This is a genomic window from Pontibacillus sp. HN14 (genome assembly GCF_021129245.1).
Taxonomy (GTDB): Bacteria; Bacillota; Bacilli; order Bacillales; family BH030062; genus Pontibacillus.
In genome coordinates this window covers 56,734-76,535 of sequence record NZ_JAJOLR010000008.1, presented here as the reverse complement: position 1 = coordinate 76,535, position 19,802 = coordinate 56,734, and the positions used below count along the sequence as shown (strand labels likewise).

The following is a 19,802-nucleotide window of genomic DNA, read 5'->3' as shown; positions in this document are numbered from 1 at the left end:
ACTCCCTGCTCGGCTTGAGCAGGGAGTTTTGGGCTTTAGGAATTGTCGCGGTTTGAGTTTTGGTATTTACGGTTTCGGTTACCTTTGTATCCTTGGCCGCTGCCTGAACGGGATTTGTTATAACCACCGCCAGATTTGCCATTACGGTTGTATCCGCCTTTACCTTTTGGACCACCGCTACCTTTACGGTTATAGCGTTTGCCGCCACCACCGCGTTTTTGTTTATCTTTTTGAGCTTGCTTCGTACTAACTGGCGCAAGGTAGCTTAGTTGTACTGGTACATCTTTACGCTCTTTCGTTAGCATCTTAAGAGCTGCTGCAATAACAGAAACAGAATCGTGCTGTTCTAGTAATTCAGCTGCTGTGCTCTCATATGACTCAAGGTTGTCAGATTCGATAGATTGAACAAGTTTCTCAATCGCAATGTTCTGTTGACCTTTAAGAGCCTGATCATTTGATGGAATCGGAAGACGATCAATCTTACGACCTGTAGTCTTCTCAATTAGGTTAAGGTGAGCCATTTCTCTTGGTGTGATGAAGGAAACTGCGTACCCTTCCTTACCAGCACGACCTGTACGACCTATACGGTGTACATAGCTTTCAGGATCTTGAGGAATATCAAAGTTGTATACGTGTGTAACTCCTGAGATATCCAGGCCACGAGCTGCAACGTCTGTTGCTACTAGTACTTCAACCCCACCACGTTTGAATTTCTTCAGAACGCTCATACGCTTACCTTGTGTCAGGTCACCATGAATTCCTTCAGCACGGAATCCGCGAGCACTTAATCCTTCTGTAATTTCATCAACACGCTTCTTCGTACGAGCGAATACGATCGCTAAGTCAGGCGTGTGAATATCAAGAAGACGTGTTAGTGTATCGAATTTCTTGCCATCATTTACCTCGATGAAGTACTGATCGATCTTCTCAACCGTCATTTGTTTCGCTTTAAGCTTAACTGTTTCAGGCTTCTTCATCATTTTCGTAGCAATTTCATGAATCTCTTTTGGCATTGTTGCTGAGAACAGTAATGTTTGGCGCTGCATAGGAACAGCTTTAAGAATATCTTTAATATCTTCAATGAAGCCCATGTTAAGCATTTCATCTGCTTCGTCTAGTACAGCTGTGTGAATGTTTGAAAGCTGAATCGTTTTACGACGAATATGGTCTAATAGACGACCTGGTGTTGCGACAACAATTTGTGGTTGTTGTTTAAGGGAACGAATCTGACGTCCCATATCTGTACCACCGTAAACAGGTAGTACTTTTACGCCTTTATATTGTCCGTACTTATTTAACTCTGTTGCTACCTGCATAGCTAGCTCGCGAGTAGGCGCAATGACAAGACCTTGAATCTTCTTCATATTCTCATCGATCTTCTCGATCATGGGAATACCGAAGGCTGCAGTCTTACCAGTACCTGTTTGCGCTTGTCCGATCACGTCTCTTCCATCCATCGCAAGAGGGATTGTCTGCTCTTGGACTGGCGTAGCTTCCTCAAAACCCATTTCTTGAACGGATTTTAAAACTGATTTGGATAAACCTAATGAATAAAAATTTGTCACTTCGTTTTTCTACTCCTTTTTTGTTCTCTCTAGTATGCCAAAGAGAAGCACGTAAAAAAAGCCATCCTCACAGCTGGAAGAGGGCTTTCGGTACGAGTTGATTTATACTTTATTCTACCACACTGTTTTCAATCCGGCAATTCATGCAAGTTTAAAGTATCCTTACCTTTTGATCAATGGTAAAATAAGATAAACGCTAACGAATTCGATGGAGGTGGGCTAAAAATTGAACAAACCACCATTTAACCCCTATATAGCCATCATCATCGGAGTGCTCTCCGTTTCTACTGCAGCCGTTTTCGTCAAATTGGCCTCAGCAGCCCCAGCGTCTATAATCGCTCAATATCGCTTACTATTCGCCGTACTTCTTATGGCTCCCTTTGTGTTAACCAAGCACCGACATGAATTTAGGTCCATCACAAAACGAGATTGGACTCTCTCGATAGCAGCCGGCGTCTTCCTTGCTTTTCATTTTATCCTATGGTTTGAGTCTTTAAACTATACATCTGTTGCAAGTTCAGTTGTATTAGTCACGCTCCAACCCATATTTGCTTTTATCGGAACCTTTATTTTCTTTAAAGAAAGGTTTACAGCTGGAGCTATCCTTAGTATGCTAATTGCAATTACAGGTAGCGTCGTCATTAGTTGGGGAGACTTTCAGATAAGTGGATTAGCCCTTTTCGGGGATATTCTGGCTTTATTAGGGGCCATCATGGTCACAGGCTATTTCTTATTAGGACAAACGATCAGAAAACGCCTTTCCCTTATGACATATACGTTTATTGTATATGGAATCAGTACCATTACGCTTATTCTTTATAACGTCATTTTACAGAATCCATTTTCAGGGTATCCTACAACATACTGGTTTATTTTCTTAGCATTAGCTGTCATACCTACCTTTTTAGGTCACACGCTATTTAATTGGGCTTTAAAGTGGCTAAGTACCTCAACCATTTCGATGAGCATTGTATTCGAACCCGTAGGGGCTTCCCTTTTAGCTTACCTTATTCTCGGTGAAACCATATCATGGTCTCAATGGCTAGGAGGCGTTATTGTCATCGTAGGATTAAGTTTGTTTATCTACAGCACTTCAAAGAAATCCAAACAGATTTCTATTAAGGAAGACATTTGAATATCCTTTACCATATAGAAATATTCCATCCGAAAAAATTTTTAAAGCAGGTGAACGCATGAATATTCAACTCATGACAGATGGAGGAGCAGATCTTCCAAAGGACTTATTGGACCGTTACAACGTTCATTTCATCCCCCTCAACATCCATTTTGGGGACGAGCAATTCTTAGGTGGAGTCGATATTGATACCCCCACTTTTTATGAGAAGATGAGACAAGCTGAAGAGCTTCCACGCACATCAGCTCCAAGCCCATACGCTTTTTATGAAGCTTATAAAGCAGTGGATCCAGACAAACCGATCCTTATGATCTCGTTATCAAAAGAATTAAGTACCACCTACGAAAATGCTTTACTCGCAAAAGATATGCTTCTAGAAGAAGAACCTGAGCGTAAGATTGAAGTGATCAATTCACGAACAGCTACTTCAGGCATGACCTTGTTAGTGGATGAAGCCGGAAAACGAATCGAAGAGGGGTATACACTCGAGGAGTTAACCGATCACATGCACGAACGTATTAGTAAGTTAGCAACTCTTATCTTACTTCGCACGGTTGAGAACTTAATGAAAAGCGGTCGCTTAAGCCGGTTCAAAGGAGCCATTGCGAAAACCTTAAATATCAAAATCCTTATGCACGGCAGTCCTGAAGGGACGATTGAAGTCACGGAGAAAGTTCGCGGGAACAAAAAAGCGGTCCGTCGTTTCATCGACCAAATCGGAGAGTACTCAAAGGACTTTGAGAATAAAGTGATCACGATGTCTTACAGTAACGCCGAAGACAAAGCGAAGAAGCTTCTTCAAGAAATGAAAGATAAATATTCCTTTAAAGAATCCATGCTTGTGGAAATGGGTCCTCTCATCGCCACACACGCTGGCGAAGGTGGATTTGTCATCTCCTTCTTTAAAGACTAAGTAAAAACGGGGCGAAATCTGATCAGATTTCGCCCCGTTTTCTATTATCCATGATAAGCCTGGTAGCTCGGTTTAGGAGAAAGAAGCGAAAAGACCATCGCCAGAAACGGAAATAGAATCATAATCCACAAGATCCCTTCATATCCTCCAAACCAGTCAAAATATAGCCCAAATGGAAGAGGTCCAAAAGCAGAACCTAACACCATAATGGTTTGAGCCAATCCTTTAATACTCCCTAAATGCTCCCGGCCAAAATAGTTCGGCCAGACGATACTTAAAACAATCCGTTCAAACCCGTTCACAAAGCCCCACACTACTCCATAAAGAATGATCCCTGTGGTTGAGTTCACTTGGAGTAAAATGAAGAGTGCAAGGATATGACCTGCAAACGTAATGGCTAAGACGTAATGCACCGAAATGCGATCTACCAGATACCCCACGACGAACGTAATCGGAAAGCCAATAACAGCCATTAAAGTCAGCACAAGCGCTGCAAGCTCATTGGATAGCCCCTTCCCCTGCACAATAGAGACTAAATGGAACGTGACCCCCGTATTTACGAGCGCCGGAACGCTGACACAGAACAAGATCAGCCAGAATGCCCGTGTTTTCATAGCCTCAGAAAGGGTCCAGTTCTCTTCGTTCACTTCGACATTTGGGTTATTCTCAAGGTCTTTGTGCTTAGGCGTCCCATCCGGAATTTCACCAATATCCTTAGGTTGGTTTCTGACTAAGAAAATGGCCAATGGCACGAAAATAACCGCTAGAGCCACACCCCAAATGGTCCATGTAGTACGCCATCCGAATTCGTTAATTAACCACGTATTTAATGGTGGCAGTAAGGCTGAACTTAAGAAACCTCCGATCGCCATTACACTTAAAGCTCTTCCCCTCTTACCAATAAACCACTGAGGGACAAGGGTGTTTGGAATAAGCGTCATCGACCCTTGTCCAAATAATCGAAGCATAAAGAAACCAAGAAACATCATAACAGGACCAATCATAAAGCTATTCCAGAAACACGCGACCGCTAAGAGAAGACCAACTGATGCCATCATAATTCTTTGCCCCAGACGATCTACCAGCCTACCTACCATAAAGAGGGTTAACCCCGCAATTAAGGTAGCAGTGGAATAAAGCGCCGAAACAAAAGAACGAGAATACTCAAAGTCACTTATGTAACTCTCAATAAATATGGATACGGAGTAGGTCTGCCCCGGCCCAGAAAAGAAGACACTTAATCCGGCTATTAATACAATCACCCATCCGTAATAGAACGGTGTTTTAACTGGCGCTTGTCCTACCTGATTGTGTGCATTCATGCTGCCTCACCCTTTCACCTTTTCTCATCTATATCTCCTATCATGGTAGACGTTTCCATAAGCCAATGCAAAGCAAAAGCTAGCTCCTAAAACAAAAAAAGCTCCCGCTTCAGCCGGGAACTTCTTTACACCTTAAATCCTTTAATAAACGTGCCGAGCCCTTTCATGAGCGGACTGAATTGATTAGCTGTATTTGCGACTTGCCCCATTGTAGATAACATCTTATCGAGGTCGAGCTGTCCGTTCTTATCTTGAAAATACTGCATCATACCAGGCGGCTTCTGTTGTTGCCCATTCATCGGCGATTGTTGTTGCAAGGAATAGTAAGGATCCCATTGATTTGGCTGCGGGGGTTTTGCGAATTGTTCATATGGATTTTGGTAGCCTGGGGGTGCATGAAATTGAGCTCCTTGTGAGACGGAAGGTTGATTAGGAAAATGCTGATTTTCCCAAGGCATTTCCATCGGATAAGGGCCATATGGATGAGTAGGACTTCCCTGTACATTAGGGGGTCTTCGTCTCATGATCTGCACACCTCCTATACTTTCTTCTTTATCCACTCCTAGCCTATGTGAAAGGAGAAAAATTGTGAAAGGTGAATCGCACAGATCACTAAATTTAGATATAAAAAAAAGAGGGTCTACGCCTCTTCTTTTCATTGTTATTTATTTAGCCCCATAGCGCCTTGTCGAAAATAAGAGGTAACCTCGTCGATATTTAACACTTTCTTCAGCTTACGCTTTTGAAAGCCTAAAATCACTTGGTCCCCTACATATGTAGCCGGCGTACCGTATACACGATTGGATCGCATTTCTTTATAGTGCTCTTTGCTTGTGGAGATGTTCTTCTCCGTATAAGGAATGTTCCATTCTTCCATAAAACTCTTCACATTGTCACAATGATGACATCCATTACTTGTATACACCACTACTTGTTGATTACTCACGATGAGCCCCCTATCGTTGGTCCTTTGTACCTAACCATCTATTTTCCCAAAGCATAGCATCCGTTGTATTCTACTTGTGTGTACCCGACTCAATCAAAAATAAACATCTTTTTTGCAACTTATTGTCGAAATATTGAAGGTTTCATAGTGCTCTGCCAATAGGAAACAGTTCGATGGACCCATCTAGCACTAAAAAAGCCTGCCTTATTGAATAAGACAGGCCCTGGACCTCTTTACGCAAATAGCTCTTTCACATCGGTGTCGCCACTTAATAAATCAAAGCTCTTACCAATGACATTGTCATTTGTGAGGATGAAAGCTAACACATTCCCTACATCTTCACGAGGAATGGTTCCTTCATTTAAATGCTCTTCGGCTTGAACGTTTCCTGTGCCTTGTTCATTGGTTAAGCCCCCCGGGCGAACAATGGTGTATTGCAGGGACGTGTTGCGAAGATGTTCGTCAGCACGGCCTTTTGCATATAGGTAATGCTTCAACTCTTCAGGCCCCATTTCAGGACGATCTGCCGCCATTGAACTTAGCAGTACAAAACGGGATACGCCCTTTTCTTCAGCAAGTTCCATTGATTTAATGGCACCTTCCTGGTCAATCATAATCGTCTTATCAGATCCGGTATTCGGGCCCGATCCAGCTGCGAAGATCACCGCATCTACCCCGTTATAGACGTGAGAAAAATCTTTCTCTAAATCACCTATCACGGTTTGAACATTACGCTCCTCAAAGTATGGAACCTGATCTTCCTTTCGAACCATCGCAACCGGTTCGTGGTTATAGTAATTTAATTTATCAACAACATGTTTTCCAACTTGACCATTTGCTCCAATAACAAGTACTTTCATGAAAAGTCACCCTCCTTGTGCAAATTCTATATTCTTCATTCCCGAGGGGACTAAAGGATAAACAATTGGATGCTTAATTAAGTGACTCCCATTCCTCTACTCTGCAAAGATTAAACGACACAAAAAAACCCGCCTCAAGTATGAGCCAGGCCTTTCTTCCCTCTATTTTAATTCATCAGCATATTTCCCTAACTTTTTCAGCATAGGGATCAGTTGCTTTTTCTCTTCATCCGTTAGGCCACCCGTAATTTCTTCGATTTGCTCCCAGTGACTCGGAAAGATTGTATTCAATAATTCACGGCCATCTTCTGTGATGGCAGCGTACGTAATTCGGCGATCTTTCGGGCACGGTTTTCGGTCTAATAGGCCTTTTTGCTGTAATTTATCGACCACATAGGTGATACTACCGCTTGCTAATAAGATTTTATCACCAATTTTTTGTAATGGTTGGTCCCCTTGATGATAAAGCAACTCTAATACACCAAACTCCGTCGGGTTTAATCCATGAGTTTGGATATCTTCTTTTACACGGTCTGAAATTGCCCGAGATGCTTTAGAGAGAACAACAAACAACTTCAATGATGGATCTTCTTTTTTCGCTTGATAGTTCTGTGATTGATCCACTTTACTCAGCCTTTCTATTATAATGGTGCATTAGTAAAAGTATAGCGACCATTTCAATTTATTGTCAATCCTTCTTATGTAGGTTCTCTGTTCTTTTTACTCTATTCGAATCTGTGGCATAATAGGAAGAAGAAGCTAGTTGCACTATACCACACTCTTAGAAAGCGGTGTATAAAAAAATGGTAGAAGATACGGGAGAACGAGTCATCCCAGCATATATGAAACCATCAAACGGCATGTTACTAGAACACATGGCGCGTTATCAATTTGCATTGCCTTATGTAACAGGTCGCGTACTCGACCTATCATGTGGCTCAGGGTACGGAACTCATATGATGATTAAAGATCGTAAAGACGACGTTTCTGAAATGATCGGGGTGGATATCGACCCTAAGATTATTCAATACGCCAAAGGCGCCTATTATCATCCAAAATCCGAATTCCGAGTAGCCGACGCCACAGATGTAAATTTACCGGAACAGCTAGGTACATTTGATACTATTGTAAGCTTTGAAACTTATGAACATATAGAAGAGGAGGATAAACTCCTCCAAAACTACGAACGGTTACTAAAAACAGGTGGCACTCTTATCGTTTCCACACCATTTGGAGAAGGACGGGGAGTAGATTGTTATTCACCTTTCCACGTCCACCAAATTACACCTGAAGAATTCCACCAACTTTTCACGAACTTTGAAGAGGTTCAATTCTATTATCAAAAAGGTGTGCTCATCGAACCCCCTCGCCAAGAGGTCCATTATCCCCTGGGAATAGCGGTGTGCAAGAAATCTAACTAAAGAATCGCGCTCGAGGGATGTTAAAAAGCATTGAATTGAAATCAATGCTTTTTTTAGTGATCACATCGCTGGTATTAATCATTTGGTTCCTCTACTTCGATTTCCTTTTCCACTTCCTTGTGCTGCCCATTCACTTCTACAACAGCAACTACCCTATAAGTGCCCGCTTCATCAAAGGTGTGCTGAATAGAATATAAACCATTTCCTTGTTTCTGTGAGGGCTTCTCGTCAGAAGGTTCTTCCCCTTCTCTTGCCCATTTAATAGTAACTTTCTTGGCCTCATCGACCTTCTGATCCCCTTGACTAACCTTTACTTGCAACGTAGAAATTTGCTCAGTGGTCAACTCTTCAGGTACCGTTAGAATCTTAGCTGTAATCGGCTTATCTGATTCAGACCCAGATGCTTCACCTTCTGACCCACAAGCTGCAAGTGCCATGAGGCAGAATCCAAGAATAAATAGAATATTCAACGATCTAGACAATTCTCTCACTCTTTCTTCTTATTGTTGCGTTTGATGAAAAATCATGCGCAGATGGTTCGGCAGGACTTTAATATGACCAGGGGTCTTCAAATAGATTTCCCCGTCGGTGTCCACTTCTTGTTCATTTTCTGTTTCTATTTTCACTTCTGAAGCTTGTCTATGAAAGATGCCCTTTAAATCGTCGGTATCCTTCCCTGGCTGATTCATGTTAATTAACTCTTTGAACGTCGATAAATTAGAGTTCTTTACTACTAAAACATCGAGCTTCCCATCATTTACATTTAGCCCAGGTACAGGTACATATCGCGTGCCTATGTACTGGCCGTTCATAACGAGCGCCATCACGCCTTCTTCCTCATACACATCATCTTGGTCGATTGTAATCTTGTAACGTGAAGGTTCTGATGCATTCATGGTTTTTACAGCACTAATGAAATAACTCAAAACTCCAAAACGGTCCTTCTGAGCAGGGTCTATATTTAAAGACGTATCGGTCACGAGTCCAATCCCCCAGAAATTCAGGAAATACCCTTCGTTTTGAATTTCTCCAACGTCCACTGGCGCAACACGTCCATCCACCAAAGCTTGGGCGGCGGCTTTTATATTCTGAGGCATGCCTAGCATTCTAGTGAAATCGTTACACGTGCCTCCAGGTAATACGCCAATTACAGGGCGATTCTCCAATTGCGCCAAGGCATTAACGCTGTCATGAACCGTCCCATCTCCTCCTAGTATATAAATGACTTCAACTTCTTCCCCGTATTCCTTACATTTTTCCTTTAAATCCTCTGGACTTTTCGTTTGAACTACACGCAGTTCTTCAACGTGTTGGGATAAGACCGGAAGAGCCACTGAGAGTTTCTCATTCATTTGATCCGGCCCAGCATCCCCATTATATAAGAAAAGCCCCTTATTATACTGAATCATTTTCCTTCCCCCAATCATGAGCAATAGGTCTATACGTATCATTTCCTTTTATGCCGCTAATGAAACCAGTTCAAAAGGGAGGAAAGGCTGATTTGAAGGTGGCTGGTTATTCCCCTAGTTCATTCGAACCTGAAATCCCTCGAGCATTCTTGAAGATCTCTAAGAAACAATTCGGCTCATCTACTGTAATATGAATTCTTTCTACTTTTTTGGATAATCCAAAAACGAGACGAACGTCCACGGGCTCTTCTAGTTGAATGGTCCATTGAGGAGGTTGAGTTTCTAATGAGGGGAGCGTTAAGGAAACGGCTTCCTTATCCTTTTCACATTCTTTCGCTGTTACAGTTGTTTGATGAATGTCTTGAATAGATTCATAAGGAATAAAGGTGAAAAACCGTAAACCTTTTTGAATGTGTATCCCTTTATGATCAAGAATAATGGGTGATTTACGTATGGCCTGATAATCTGCCACGACAAAGATCAAAGCATAGATGTCTAATAGGGTTACAATCCAAGCTGCTGTATGGCTCCATTGAGATACTAAGAAGTGAACCCCGATAATCTCGATCAGAAGGCCATGAACAATCATAATAAAGACCCCTAGGTACTCACTGTTCTTATGGTACGAGAATACAGGAGCCGTGGTGTATCGCTTAACGTCTTCTCGTTTTCCTGCAAACACATAATAAAAAGCGGACAAATCTGTAATCAGGAATCCTAACACTCTTTGCATCGTTTTCCTTCTGCCAGTTACATTAGCGAATGCTTTCTCAATCCCTTTAACCGTACTCATGGAAAGATGATAATAAGAGGACCGGGCTTCTCGTATCGATCTTCTAATAACCGGGAGATAGCGAATCACCCAAATAAACAAAAGGAGTTCAATAAAGATAATGGAGGCTTCTACAACAATTAACGATCGATTAATCCACCACAAATGCTCTCTGGCATAGTCAGGAACTATCCAATTGAGCGCCATAAGCCCAGCAAACATCAGGGGCACAAAAACGATCAGCGAAGGCCGTCTCCTTAAGACGAAGAAATAGCATGCCAAAGGAAAAACAATTAACAAGTCGACTGCCGTTCCCCATACTGCCCCACTCGTAACCGTTCCCGCTAGTTCAAATTTTTGTACTAAAAGATTCGGGAGCAACACTAGCCCCATAATCAAGAAGAGACGAAACCAAGCAACGGGCTTCTTTGATACCGTGGGATTCATAACCATCCCTCCTCAAGTAGGATACCTTCATTATATCAAAATTTGGAAATGAGGAACGCTAAAAAACACTCCCATTAAGAGAGTGTTTTTTCATTACATTGCTTCTTTGATTCCTTTTTTCACGAGCCACCAGTTAGCAGGATAGCTCGTTAGGAATCCTAAAATCATAGCAATTTGCATCATGAACCAATAGGTTGCCTGATCAGGCTTTGGTGGTTGTTGGAATAATACGAAATGGACAATGGCCATCCATCCAAACATCCCAATCTCAAAAGCAATTAATGATAATGTATCTGCTTTTACAGCATCTTTTAAATTTCCCAGTATACCCGCTTCTTGATTCATAGGGTAGATCGCAAATAACTGAAATAAGATTCCGAATAAGTAGGCCGCTATAAACTCAACCGTATAGTGCGCAAGGAGCGTGGACCCTGCTACTGTAAGGCTCGTAAAGAATACAATAGGCACTCCTACCGCATCTCCTAATGTACAACCACTTGAACAGTGGCTTGTCGACATAAACACTTGAGCTCCCTTACCACGATTGTCCTCGCGGTCTAAATCCTTCGCCTTCAATCGTCCCCATTTATAATAGGTCCAGACCGCGAAGGGGCCAAGAAACCACCCGTTAATGGGCCAGACGACATTCATAATGGCCATCATTTGAGGGTGACGGATTACGTCTACAATAATGATAAGAGAAGATACTAAACCAATTCCTAAAGCAATCCAAGCAATCGTTGATAACATCTTCGCCACCTCTTTTTTTCGATTTGTATAAATCGATACCCCCTAGAGGTGTTAGCATAAACGTTTTTCTATGAGTGATGGCTTGAGGATTGGTTTACATCATTGGCTTGAAGAGCTTTCTTGTCAATCTTCCCAACATGGGTTTTGGGCAATTCATCTATGATATGGAACGCTTTAGGAATCTTATAGCGTGATAACTTTAACGCACAATGCTCCCTTAAATCCTCTTCGGTTAGGCTGCTTGTTGAATGAAGAGATACAAAGGCCGTGACAACTTCCCCCCACTTGTTGTCTGAAAGCCCTACAATGGCAACTTCATTCACTCCTTCTAAGGAAGACAGCCAATGTTCAATTTCAAGAGGGAAGACATTCTCCCCTCCAGTAATAATCATCTCTTTCTTCCGGCCTACTATATAAAAAAAACCATCCTTATCCTGACGGGCAAGATCCCCTGTATGAAGCCAGCCGTTTTGGAGCGACTCTTGTGTAGCCTCAGGATTGTTCCAATAAAAACTAAATACATGCTGTCCCCTTAGTAGCAACTCCCCGACTTCCCCTGCAGGACACTCTCCTCCATCGTCCTTAACGATTTTCACATCATTAAAGACCATCGCTCTTCCCACAGAACCAGGCTTCTTTACCGCTTCATCAGGATGAATAAAAAAGTTATTTGGACCCGCTTCCGTTAGTCCGTATCCTTCTTTAAACTGTAACCCTTTCTGATGGAAAGCCCGATAGATCGTGAGGGGGCATGGCGCTCCGCCAGAAAGGAACACGTTCATTGAATCAAATGTGGCCCTTCTAAACGCTTCTGTCCGGATCATCATGTGATACATCGTCGGCACAAACAGCGCAATGGTACAGTTGTATTGAATTAAATCATTCACGGCTTGCTCGGCTTCAAACACTTTCGATACGACCACGGTTCCACCAGCCATTAAAACAGGCAGGCTCAGGGCATTCAGTCCTCCTGTATGGAACATAGGTAAACAAGTAAGTGTGGTATCCTCTTTGCACAAATTCCAACTGACAATCGTGTTTAACGCATTCCACCGTATGGAATCATACGTAAGGATCGCTCCTTTGGGCTTCCCTGTTGTCCCTCCCGTATAAATCATTGCTAACGGCTCTGATTCTGTCCCCATTTGATCTACCGTTTTCACAGAAGTCTCTAATCCATCCACATACGCTGCATTCGTAATGGGCACAATCACGTAATCTTTCTTCTTCTCTACCAATGTGGCTTGACTATCGTGGACCCCAACAACAGTAGGAGTAGCATCCTCAAGAATATACTCGACTTCTTCCTCAGATAATCTCCAATTGACCGGAACAAATATAGCACCGCTCTTCATACAAGCGAATAAGAAATCAAAATAACTTATATCGTTAGGAGCAAAAAGCGCAACCCGATCTCCTCGCTTAACCCCCATCTCCAGCAGATAGGCAGCCAGCTTCTCAGCACGGTTGTTGATGTCCTCAAATGTCCATTCCATTCTTGTAGCTGAGTCTACGACCGCTCTGTCCTTCGGAAACAAGCGCGCCCGACTCTTTATCCAATCCAATTCACATCTCACAACCTACTCACCTCGTTCATCTATAGATTCATAATCTTAGTGTAGAAGAAGGGAGTTACAGCGTAGTTACAAAAAGCAATTGAGAGATTTGAATGATTCTTTTCTCGACGTGTGTGCTCGCTTTCTCGACGTCCCTGCTCCTTTTCTCGACGTCACCGCTCCTTTTCTCGACGTCCCTGCTCCTTTTCTCGACGTCACCGCTCCTTTTCTCGAGGTCCGTGCTCCCTTTCTCGACGTCACCGCTCCTTTTCTCGACGTCCGCGCTCCCTTTCTCGACGTCACCGCTCCTTTTCTCGACGTGTGTGCTCGCTTTCTCGACGTCCCTGCTCCTTTTCTCGACGTCCCTGCTCCCTCTCTCCACAAAAAAAGCCCCCGCATTCATGTGGAGGCTTTCCTAGACAAGACTTACATCATAATGCCGCCATCAACGTGGAGGGTGTGTCCATTCACATAATCCGATTCATCAGAGGCCAGGTAAAGATAAGCATTGGCTATGTCTTCTGGCCTCCCAAGTCGGCCCATTGGAACCATGGTTTTCATCTGATCAATGACTTTCTCCGGAACTTGTTCTACCATTGCGGTTTCCGTAAAGCCCGGTGCCACTGCATTCACGTTAATGCCTTTTCTACCAAGCTCTTTAGCCCATGTTTTTGTCAGACCAATCAAGCCCGCCTTGGCTGCTGCATAATTGGACTGCCCCACATTCCCGTATGTACCTGTAACGGAAGAGGTGTTGATGATTTTGCCTTTTCCTTGCTCTACCATGTGAGGCATAGCAGCCTGGGCACAGTGGAAGACCCCTGTCAGATTCACATCGATTACCTGCTGAAACTGTTCAGGTGTCATTTTGGAAAGCATAGCATCTCGCGTGATGCCTGCGTTGTTTACAAGAATATCGATTTTGCCATAGGTTTGAACAGCTTGTTCCATAAGCGCATCAACACTCGCCCGGTCTGCTACATTCACTTTCACAAATAAAACGTCAGCACCGTTTTCTCTTAATTCTTTCTCTCTCGCCGAACCTGTTTCTTCATCGAAATCGGCCAGAATGACTTTAGCCCCTTCACTCGTGAATCTCTTTGCCGCTTCGAGTCCAATTCCATTAGCGGCCCCCGTAATGACAGCTACTTTTCCTTCTAATCTCATTGGCGTTGTCTCTCCTTTTTCTCAAGAAATTGTTCCATGGTTTCTACTAACAACCCTAAATCATCAATGAGGGGGGAGTGTCCGCAATTCGGCAGCGAGACATATGTAGCGCGGTCCCCGAGATCTTCTAGAAGTTCCTCATTCATTCTTGCTGTAATCACCTGGTCGCGGTCCCCTCTCATCACAAGAACAGGAACATTGATGTCATCTACCATTCCGTTTCCTTCTACAAGTCCATTATGATGATGACTCATATTGAAGATGTTCAATGCTTGGTAGACTTCAGCCAAATTCCGCTGCGTCATCATGTCCTCAGTATAAGCTTGATATAACGACTCACTTGGCTGATTATGAGTATATATTAGCGAATTCCATACAGCTTGTAGAAGAGCTTCGTTCCCTTCATCGTAAGCCTGCTGAATGGGAATCGTTTTCCCGGGATCCCTTCTCACTTCCTCGATTGTCTCTAGTCGATTAGAAAGATCCGGCAGCCCATTTTCACCTGTAGCAAAGAACGGATACCCCCTTGTAGATGCTGATGCAAGGAGTAGTAAGCGATTACAAAAATTCGGAAAGCGCGCGCAAAATTCCATAGCCACAGCCCCGCCTGTAGACCAACCCACGATGGCGAACTCCCGTAGGTTCAATGCTTCTACGAATTGGTGGACATCCTTGGCAAAATCCCCAATCGTTTCAACCGGATTCAAATAGGTGGAGGCTCCAAATCCCCTTAGGTCAAGAGCATACACTTTATACTTCTCATCCATCTTCTCTAACACCAAATCCCAGTGTTTGGAAGAGGTCATATTCCCATGAAGAAGCAGAACGACCTCATCGCCCCCTTCACGTTCCCTGTACCCTAACGATTCTCCATTTGGCAATTGAACCTTTTTCATATGAACGTTTACCATATTCATCAATCCCCTTCCTGGTTTCCCCATTTAATCACTGTAGCTCCCCAAGCGTATCCAATGCCAGCACTAACAAGGACAACGACATCTCCGTTTTTCAATTTCCCTTGCTCTGCTGCTAATTCAAGTGAGAGAATTTGATCGATTTGACCGATGTGTCCATAGTCTTCCAGATAAACAGACTGCTCAAGTGTCAGCCCTAATGACTTTAGTACGTATTCGTGAGCAGACCGCTTCATATGAAGCATCGCCACATAATCAATATCCGCTTCTGTAAATCCGCTCTTTTCTAAAGCATCTCGAATAACATATAGAAAGTTGTCCATAGATTGATCTGCTAAACGTTGTTTCATCCCATCCGGGTCCAGTACATCAAGCTGATAGTCTTCTAGATTCGAAGCCGTTAAAGGATGTTTTGTTCCACCAGCTACGACCACGACATCTTCTGAGAAAGAACCATCACTAATCACAGACGTTTCAAGAACCGTATTGTTTGTAGCGCCTTTCTTTAAGAGAAACGCTCCACCGCCGGCACCGAGGTTATACATAAACCTTGTTCTTGGATTGGTATAGCGAATAAAATCTCCATTCCGGTAGCCACCAGCTAACAGAACGTGTTGAATGGACGGATCACCAAGCATCATACTTTTGGCCACTTTTAACGCCATAATCGTTGTGCCACATCTCATCGCGACATCAAATGCCCAGGCATTCCTGGCTCCAATCTCTTCCTGCAACTTAATCCCAGCGGTCCACAACGGGTATTCTTTGTACTCTTCTCCGATATAGATGACAAGGTCAATTTCTTTTGGGTGAACGTTCGCCTTCCGAAGTGCCTCTTTCGCTGCACGTACGCCCATCTCACACGTATGATCTTCCGGTCCAGGAATTGGTTTTTGCCTAATTCCTAACTTTTCTTCGACAACATCAACGGGTAATCCTGCCTCTCTTGCAATCTCTGTTCCTTTCATTCTTGCTGATGGCAAATACACGCCAGAACTTATAATCCCGATCGACTCCATCCTTTACACCTCCTCGTGTTGCCCTTCTCGATCAACAGAACCTTTCATATAGCGCACAGCTTCATCCAGAAGATCAAAGGTAGATTCATGTTCTGTCTGCACGTGAGTTACTTTAATTCGATACGTTTTCTCCTTGGTTCTCGGATCCACGTTCGCTAGATGAAACCGAACAACAAACGACGAAACAGGTTGACTCATCTCTTCTCCCCCTTAACTTGCTAAGTCCTTTTCTTTTGAAGATGATTTCTTTTTCGCACTCCTCTTGGCCCACATGTACTGCAGGCTTCCCACTATCCCTCGAGGGAAGAAGATAACGGCCAGTATATACACAATTCCAAATAGAATGAGCCATCTCTCAAAAATCCAGTGAACACTTGCTAATTCAGAAAGGTAATGGTGAGCCACTTCTATAAGTCCTGCCCCAATTAACGGACCCACGAGTGTACCTACTCCCCCAATAATGGTCATTAACAGGGCATCCAATGTAACGTCTGTTGCAAACACACTCGTGTCCACAAACCTTAGAGACAGAATGTAGAGCACGCCTGCAATGCTAGCCACAATTCCAGATATGACACTTACCGCTACTTTGTAGAACATAATAGAGAACCCAATGGATTCTACTCGCTGTTCGTTCTCACGAATGGCCATCACCACTCGCCCTGTTGGAGACTGGGTGAATCGGCGAACGAGAAAGAATAAAACGATAAGAGAAACGAGACAAGTCAGATACAAGTGCCCCCGGTCCTTAAAGAATTCCGGAATCTGCATCGTAAACCCGTCATTCCCCCCCGTTACTCCTCTCCATTTCTCTGCTAATACAAGGAATAACCCCGCAAGAGCAAGTGTGAGCATCGCGTAGAAGTGGCTCTTCAACCGTAATGTAAGAAGACCAGCAAGCAAACTGACAACACCCGCAATGACAATGCCCACAATGGTTCCGAGCAGAAGATATCCCATTGTTGGTTCGTTTCGATCGATGATGACAGATACGCTATAGGCCCCAATTCCAAAAAACATCGCATGGCCAAATGAAACGATTCCTGTAAACCCGAGCAACAAGTCATAGCTCATGGCAAATATGCCGAAGATAAAGATTTGCGTCATTAAGAATAAAATCGTTCGGTTATCGTAGAAAAACGGAACCAATAGAAAAAACGAAAATACCAATAGATAAATGCCTGTGCTTCTCTCCCATTTAAGTGGACGCACCTTCCATCACCCCTTCCCCGTAAATAAACCTTGTGGACGAAAGACAAGTACCGACACCATCAGCAGCATATTCACCGCTAACGAAAGGTCCGAATAATAATAAGCCATAAAGGACTGAGCTAACCCGACTAATATAGCTGCGAAGAGCGACCCGGTAAAGCTCCCCATCCCTCCAATGACCACCACAATGAAAGCAAGGATGGCAAATTCCATACCCATTTCAGCATAAATAACACCCGAATAAGGAGCGAGCAACACTCCGCCAAGCGCAGCGAGTGCCGAACCAACCATAAAGACAAGCATAAAGACAAGGCGAATATTAATTCCGAGTGACTGCACCATTTCTTTGTCCATCACTCCTGCTCGAACAATTAATCCGATCTTCGTTTTTCTTAATATATAGAAGGTAATCGCGTAAACAAGCGCTCCCACCAAAATAATAAACAAACGGTATTTGATCAGAATAACGTCCCCCACCATAAAGGATCCATCCATGAAGGCAGGTGGTTGAGCTGCTTTTTGATCGGGACCAAAGACGACCTTCAGCATTTCAGATAATACAATCATGAACCCGAGCGTGATCAGGATTTGCTGCACATGATTTCCATACACAGGTCGAATAATCAGATACTCTGTTAACAACCCAAGTAACAGACCCGTTACAATGGCTCCTATAATCGCGACAAAGAAATTGCCGGTTAAATCATATACCCACACCCCGCTATAGGCTCCCCAGGCAAACAAGCCACCGTGAGCGAAATTTAAGACATCCATTAATCCGAAAATAAGTGTGAGGCCTGCCGCTAATAGAAAAATTAACATACCAGTAGCTAGACCATTGACTGTTAAACTAAGCAGTAAATCCATACCCCTACCTCCCCACTATGCAATTCCTAAGTATTTCTTCCTGAGCCCTTCGTTTTCATTCAGTTCATTCATCCTGCCCTGATGGACCGTTTGACCATCATCCAGAATATAGAAGCGATCACCTATTTTACTGGCCATCATAAAGTTCTGCTCCACAAGAACGATTGTGGTTTTCTCCTTCATTTGCTGGATGGACTCCATAACTTTCTCCACAATAATGGGAGCAAGTCCCTTACTTGGCTCATCAATTAACAGAAGCTCATTTTCATTCATATAAGCTCTCGCAATGGAGAGCATTTGCTTTTGTCCACCGCTCAGCTGGCCTCCTGGCTTCTTCCAGAACTTCTTAAGATCCGGGAATAACTCAAGCACCCACTCCATCCGTTCAAGGGTGGCGTCATCTTCTTTCTGCATCGAGACTTTCATATTTTCCCCTACTGTTAAACCAGCAAAGATCCCCTGGTCCTCAGGGACATATCCAATCCCTTTTCGGGCGATTTGGTAAGGAGGGAGCTTCGTAATCTCCTCTCCTTTAAACGTAACCTGACCCTGACTTGCCGGGTTCAGTCCCATAATAGTGCGAAGGGTCGTCGTCTTGCCTGCCCCGTTTCTCCCCAATAGAACAGTCACTTCCCCTTTAGGTACCTCAAATCCGATATCATGCAGGATATGAAACTGGTCAATATAGGTTTCAATCCCTTTTACGCTAAGCAGAGCTTCCATCATATAACCCTCCTAAGTACGCAGATTGAACGGTCGTATTCTGCATAATTTCTTCTGGTGATCCTTCAGCCAGAAGTTCTCCGTGAAAGAGAACCAGAACCTGATCAGAGAGATCTAAGATCATATCCATTTTGTGCTCGATCAGAACAATCGTACGGTCCCCTCGCTCTTTAATGGAACGAATAACGTCCAAGATGGCGGGCACTTCTTCAATCGACATCCCTGCTGTTGGTTCATCTAGCAGAAGAATGTCTGTTTCTAAGGCAAGAAGCATCGCAATCTCAAGCTTCCGCTTCTCACCATGGGCCAAGTTACTTGCCAAAGAATGAGCTTTCTCTCGCAACAGGACCTGTTCTAGTAACTCCATCGCTTCTCTTTCGAATTCTTTATAAGAACTGAAGTGACGAAACATTTGAAAACGGACACGATTTCTAGATTGAACTGCCAACCGAACATTCTCTAGCACAGTCAGGTTTGGAAAGACATTCGTCATTTGAAACGAACGACCAATTCCTTTTCTGGTTCGCTTGGTGGGGCGGAGTTTTGTAATCGGTTCTCCTCTAAGAAAGATCTCTCCCTCGGTTGGCTGAAGCTGACCACTTAGCAAATTAAAGAAGGTCGTCTTTCCAGCTCCGTTTGGGCCGATGACCGATGTGAATTGTTTCTCTGGGATCCGAACAGAAATATGATCGACAGCCACGTGCCCACCAAAAGCGATCGTTAACTCCTTTGTTTCCAATATAAAGCTCATAACTTTCCTCCTTACGGGTATGAAACAAGAACTTCGGCGCAAATTTGGCCGAA

23 protein-coding genes are annotated in these 19,802 nt (G+C 43.5%); 3 read left to right on the top strand and 20 right to left on the bottom strand.

The window, feature by feature from the left end:
• Positions 1–35: 35 nt before the first annotated feature.
• Positions 36–1,565 (bottom strand): degradosome RNA helicase CshA, encoded by a 1,530-nt coding sequence (gene cshA / locus LQ226_RS19060; protein WP_284526723.1) that lies wholly within the window; start codon positions 1,563–1,565, stop codon positions 36–38.
• A gap of 226 nt (positions 1,566–1,791) precedes the next feature.
• Between cshA and LQ226_RS19055 the strand changes: the two genes are divergently transcribed.
• Positions 1,792–2,700 (top strand): DMT family transporter, encoded by a 909-nt coding sequence (locus tag LQ226_RS19055; RefSeq protein ID WP_231419639.1) that lies wholly within the window; start codon positions 1,792–1,794, stop codon positions 2,698–2,700.
• A 58-nt stretch (positions 2,701–2,758) separates the two neighbouring features.
• Positions 2,759–3,613, top strand: coding sequence for a DegV family protein (locus LQ226_RS19050; RefSeq protein WP_231419638.1), 855 nt, complete (start codon positions 2,759–2,761; stop codon positions 3,611–3,613).
• Between the two features lie 44 nt (positions 3,614–3,657).
• On the opposite strand, the gene LQ226_RS19045 is transcribed toward LQ226_RS19050, so the two are convergent.
• The 5 genes from LQ226_RS19045 to LQ226_RS19025 form a co-directional block, all read right to left on the bottom strand.
• A complete protein-coding gene (locus LQ226_RS19045) occupies positions 3,658–4,935 on the bottom strand; it encodes an MFS transporter (protein ID WP_231419637.1) in 1,278 nt (425 codons plus the stop codon).
• A 125-nt stretch (positions 4,936–5,060) separates the two neighbouring features.
• Positions 5,061–5,459: a YppG family protein gene (locus tag LQ226_RS19040; RefSeq protein ID WP_231419636.1), complete on the bottom strand. Its 399-nt coding sequence runs from the start codon at positions 5,457–5,459 to the stop codon at positions 5,061–5,063.
• A gap of 137 nt (positions 5,460–5,596) precedes the next feature.
• Positions 5,597–5,881, bottom strand: a complete 285-nt coding sequence (locus LQ226_RS19035) for a glutaredoxin family protein (protein WP_231419635.1) — start codon at positions 5,879–5,881, stop codon at positions 5,597–5,599.
• A gap of 233 nt (positions 5,882–6,114) precedes the next feature.
• The gene (locus tag LQ226_RS19030; RefSeq protein WP_231419634.1) at positions 6,115–6,741 is read right to left on the bottom strand and encodes an SDR family oxidoreductase; all 627 of its coding nucleotides are present in this window, start codon (positions 6,739–6,741) and stop codon (positions 6,115–6,117) included.
• Positions 6,742–6,903: 162 nt separating this feature from the next.
• Positions 6,904–7,365, bottom strand: coding sequence for a MarR family winged helix-turn-helix transcriptional regulator (locus LQ226_RS19025; RefSeq protein ID WP_231419633.1), 462 nt, complete (start codon positions 7,363–7,365; stop codon positions 6,904–6,906).
• 179 nt (positions 7,366–7,544) lie between these two features.
• Here LQ226_RS19025 and LQ226_RS19020 point away from each other — a divergent pair, with 179 nt between their 5' ends.
• A complete protein-coding gene (locus LQ226_RS19020) occupies positions 7,545–8,162 on the top strand; it encodes a class I SAM-dependent methyltransferase (protein WP_231419661.1) in 618 nt (205 codons plus the stop codon).
• A 74-nt stretch (positions 8,163–8,236) separates the two neighbouring features.
• Here the strand turns inward: LQ226_RS19020 and LQ226_RS19015 are convergent, their stop codons facing one another.
• The 14 genes from LQ226_RS19015 to LQ226_RS18950 form a co-directional block, all read right to left on the bottom strand.
• The gene (locus LQ226_RS19015; RefSeq protein ID WP_231419632.1) at positions 8,237–8,632 is read right to left on the bottom strand and encodes a FixH family protein; all 396 of its coding nucleotides are present in this window, start codon (positions 8,630–8,632) and stop codon (positions 8,237–8,239) included.
• A gap of 30 nt (positions 8,633–8,662) precedes the next feature.
• Positions 8,663–9,571 (bottom strand): YegS/Rv2252/BmrU family lipid kinase, encoded by a 909-nt coding sequence (locus LQ226_RS19010; RefSeq protein WP_231419631.1) that lies wholly within the window; start codon positions 9,569–9,571, stop codon positions 8,663–8,665.
• Positions 9,572–9,677: 106 nt separating this feature from the next.
• Positions 9,678–10,790 carry a hypothetical protein gene (locus tag LQ226_RS19005; RefSeq protein WP_231419630.1) on the bottom strand — a complete coding sequence of 371 codons (1,113 nt, stop codon included), beginning with the start codon at positions 10,788–10,790 and terminating at the stop codon, positions 9,678–9,680.
• Between the two features lie 93 nt (positions 10,791–10,883).
• A complete protein-coding gene (locus LQ226_RS19000) occupies positions 10,884–11,540 on the bottom strand; it encodes a DUF4396 domain-containing protein (protein WP_231419629.1) in 657 nt (218 codons plus the stop codon).
• Positions 11,541–11,608: 68 nt separating this feature from the next.
• Entirely contained in the window at positions 11,609–13,117 is a 1,509-nt protein-coding gene (locus tag LQ226_RS18995; RefSeq protein WP_231419628.1) for a class I adenylate-forming enzyme family protein, read from the bottom strand.
• A gap of 55 nt (positions 13,118–13,172) precedes the next feature.
• The gene (locus tag LQ226_RS18990) at positions 13,173–13,499 is read right to left on the bottom strand and encodes a hypothetical protein (protein WP_231419627.1); all 327 of its coding nucleotides are present in this window, start codon (positions 13,497–13,499) and stop codon (positions 13,173–13,175) included.
• Positions 13,500–13,522: 23 nt separating this feature from the next.
• Positions 13,523–14,263, bottom strand: coding sequence for a 3-oxoacyl-ACP reductase FabG (gene fabG / locus LQ226_RS18985; RefSeq protein ID WP_231419626.1), 741 nt, complete (start codon positions 14,261–14,263; stop codon positions 13,523–13,525).
• Positions 14,260–15,180 carry an intracellular short-chain-length polyhydroxyalkanoate depolymerase gene (gene phaZ / locus LQ226_RS18980; protein WP_231419625.1) on the bottom strand — a complete coding sequence of 307 codons (921 nt, stop codon included), beginning with the start codon at positions 15,178–15,180 and terminating at the stop codon, positions 14,260–14,262. Before phaZ ends, fabG begins: the two co-directional genes overlap by 4 nt.
• Positions 15,180–16,196: a 3-oxoacyl-ACP synthase gene (locus tag LQ226_RS18975; protein ID WP_231419624.1), complete on the bottom strand. Its 1,017-nt coding sequence runs from the start codon at positions 16,194–16,196 to the stop codon at positions 15,180–15,182. Before LQ226_RS18975 ends, phaZ begins: the two co-directional genes overlap by 1 nt.
• Positions 16,197–16,199: 3 nt before the next feature.
• A complete protein-coding gene (locus LQ226_RS18970) occupies positions 16,200–16,394 on the bottom strand; it encodes a hypothetical protein (protein ID WP_231419623.1) in 195 nt (64 codons plus the stop codon).
• A gap of 12 nt (positions 16,395–16,406) precedes the next feature.
• Entirely contained in the window at positions 16,407–17,408 is a 1,002-nt protein-coding gene (locus LQ226_RS18965) for a branched-chain amino acid ABC transporter permease (protein ID WP_231419622.1), read from the bottom strand.
• 6 nt (positions 17,409–17,414) lie between these two features.
• Positions 17,415–18,275 (bottom strand): branched-chain amino acid ABC transporter permease, encoded by an 861-nt coding sequence (locus tag LQ226_RS18960; protein WP_231419621.1) that lies wholly within the window; start codon positions 18,273–18,275, stop codon positions 17,415–17,417.
• A gap of 15 nt (positions 18,276–18,290) precedes the next feature.
• Positions 18,291–18,998: an ABC transporter ATP-binding protein gene (locus LQ226_RS18955; protein ID WP_231419660.1), complete on the bottom strand. Its 708-nt coding sequence runs from the start codon at positions 18,996–18,998 to the stop codon at positions 18,291–18,293.
• The gene (locus LQ226_RS18950) at positions 18,982–19,749 is read right to left on the bottom strand and encodes an ABC transporter ATP-binding protein (RefSeq protein ID WP_231419620.1); all 768 of its coding nucleotides are present in this window, start codon (positions 19,747–19,749) and stop codon (positions 18,982–18,984) included. Before LQ226_RS18950 ends, LQ226_RS18955 begins: the two co-directional genes overlap by 17 nt.
• Between the last annotated feature and the right edge of the window lie 53 nt (positions 19,750–19,802).

What these genes read in the sequence shown, in the direction of transcription:
- LQ226_RS19050 (WP_231419638.1), top strand. Translation starts at nt 2,759, where the DNA reads ATGAATATTCAACTCATGACAGATGGAGGAGCAGATCTTCCAAAGGAC.
- LQ226_RS19045 (WP_231419637.1), bottom strand. Translation starts at nt 4,935, where the DNA reads ATGAATGCACACAATCAGGTAGGACAAGCGCCAGTTAAAACACCGTTC.
- LQ226_RS19040 (WP_231419636.1), bottom strand. Translation starts at nt 5,459, where the DNA reads ATGAGACGAAGACCCCCTAATGTACAGGGAAGTCCTACTCATCCATAT.
- LQ226_RS19030 (WP_231419634.1), bottom strand. Translation starts at nt 6,741, where the DNA reads ATGAAAGTACTTGTTATTGGAGCAAATGGTCAAGTTGGAAAACATGTT.
- LQ226_RS19020 (WP_231419661.1), top strand. Translation starts at nt 7,545, where the DNA reads ATGGTAGAAGATACGGGAGAACGAGTCATCCCAGCATATATGAAACCA.
- LQ226_RS19010 (WP_231419631.1), bottom strand. Translation starts at nt 9,571, where the DNA reads ATGATTCAGTATAATAAGGGGCTTTTCTTATATAATGGGGATGCTGGG.
- LQ226_RS19005 (WP_231419630.1), bottom strand. Translation starts at nt 10,790, where the DNA reads ATGAATCCCACGGTATCAAAGAAGCCCGTTGCTTGGTTTCGTCTCTTC.
- LQ226_RS19000 (WP_231419629.1), bottom strand. Translation starts at nt 11,540, where the DNA reads ATGTTATCAACGATTGCTTGGATTGCTTTAGGAATTGGTTTAGTATCT.
- LQ226_RS18990 (WP_231419627.1), bottom strand. Translation starts at nt 13,499, where the DNA reads ATGAATGCGGGGGCTTTTTTTGTGGAGAGAGGGAGCAGGGACGTCGAG.
- fabG (WP_231419626.1), bottom strand. Translation starts at nt 14,263, where the DNA reads ATGAGATTAGAAGGAAAAGTAGCTGTCATTACGGGGGCCGCTAATGGA.
- phaZ (WP_231419625.1), bottom strand. Translation starts at nt 15,180, where the DNA reads ATGAATATGGTAAACGTTCATATGAAAAAGGTTCAATTGCCAAATGGA.
- LQ226_RS18975 (WP_231419624.1), bottom strand. Translation starts at nt 16,196, where the DNA reads ATGGAGTCGATCGGGATTATAAGTTCTGGCGTGTATTTGCCATCAGCA.
- LQ226_RS18970 (WP_231419623.1), bottom strand. Translation starts at nt 16,394, where the DNA reads ATGAGTCAACCTGTTTCGTCGTTTGTTGTTCGGTTTCATCTAGCGAAC.
- LQ226_RS18960 (WP_231419621.1), bottom strand. Translation starts at nt 18,275, where the DNA reads ATGGATTTACTGCTTAGTTTAACAGTCAATGGTCTAGCTACTGGTATG.
- LQ226_RS18955 (WP_231419660.1), bottom strand. Translation starts at nt 18,998, where the DNA reads ATGGAAGCTCTGCTTAGCGTAAAAGGGATTGAAACCTATATTGACCAG.
- LQ226_RS18950 (WP_231419620.1), bottom strand. Translation starts at nt 19,749, where the DNA reads ATGAGCTTTATATTGGAAACAAAGGAGTTAACGATCGCTTTTGGTGGG.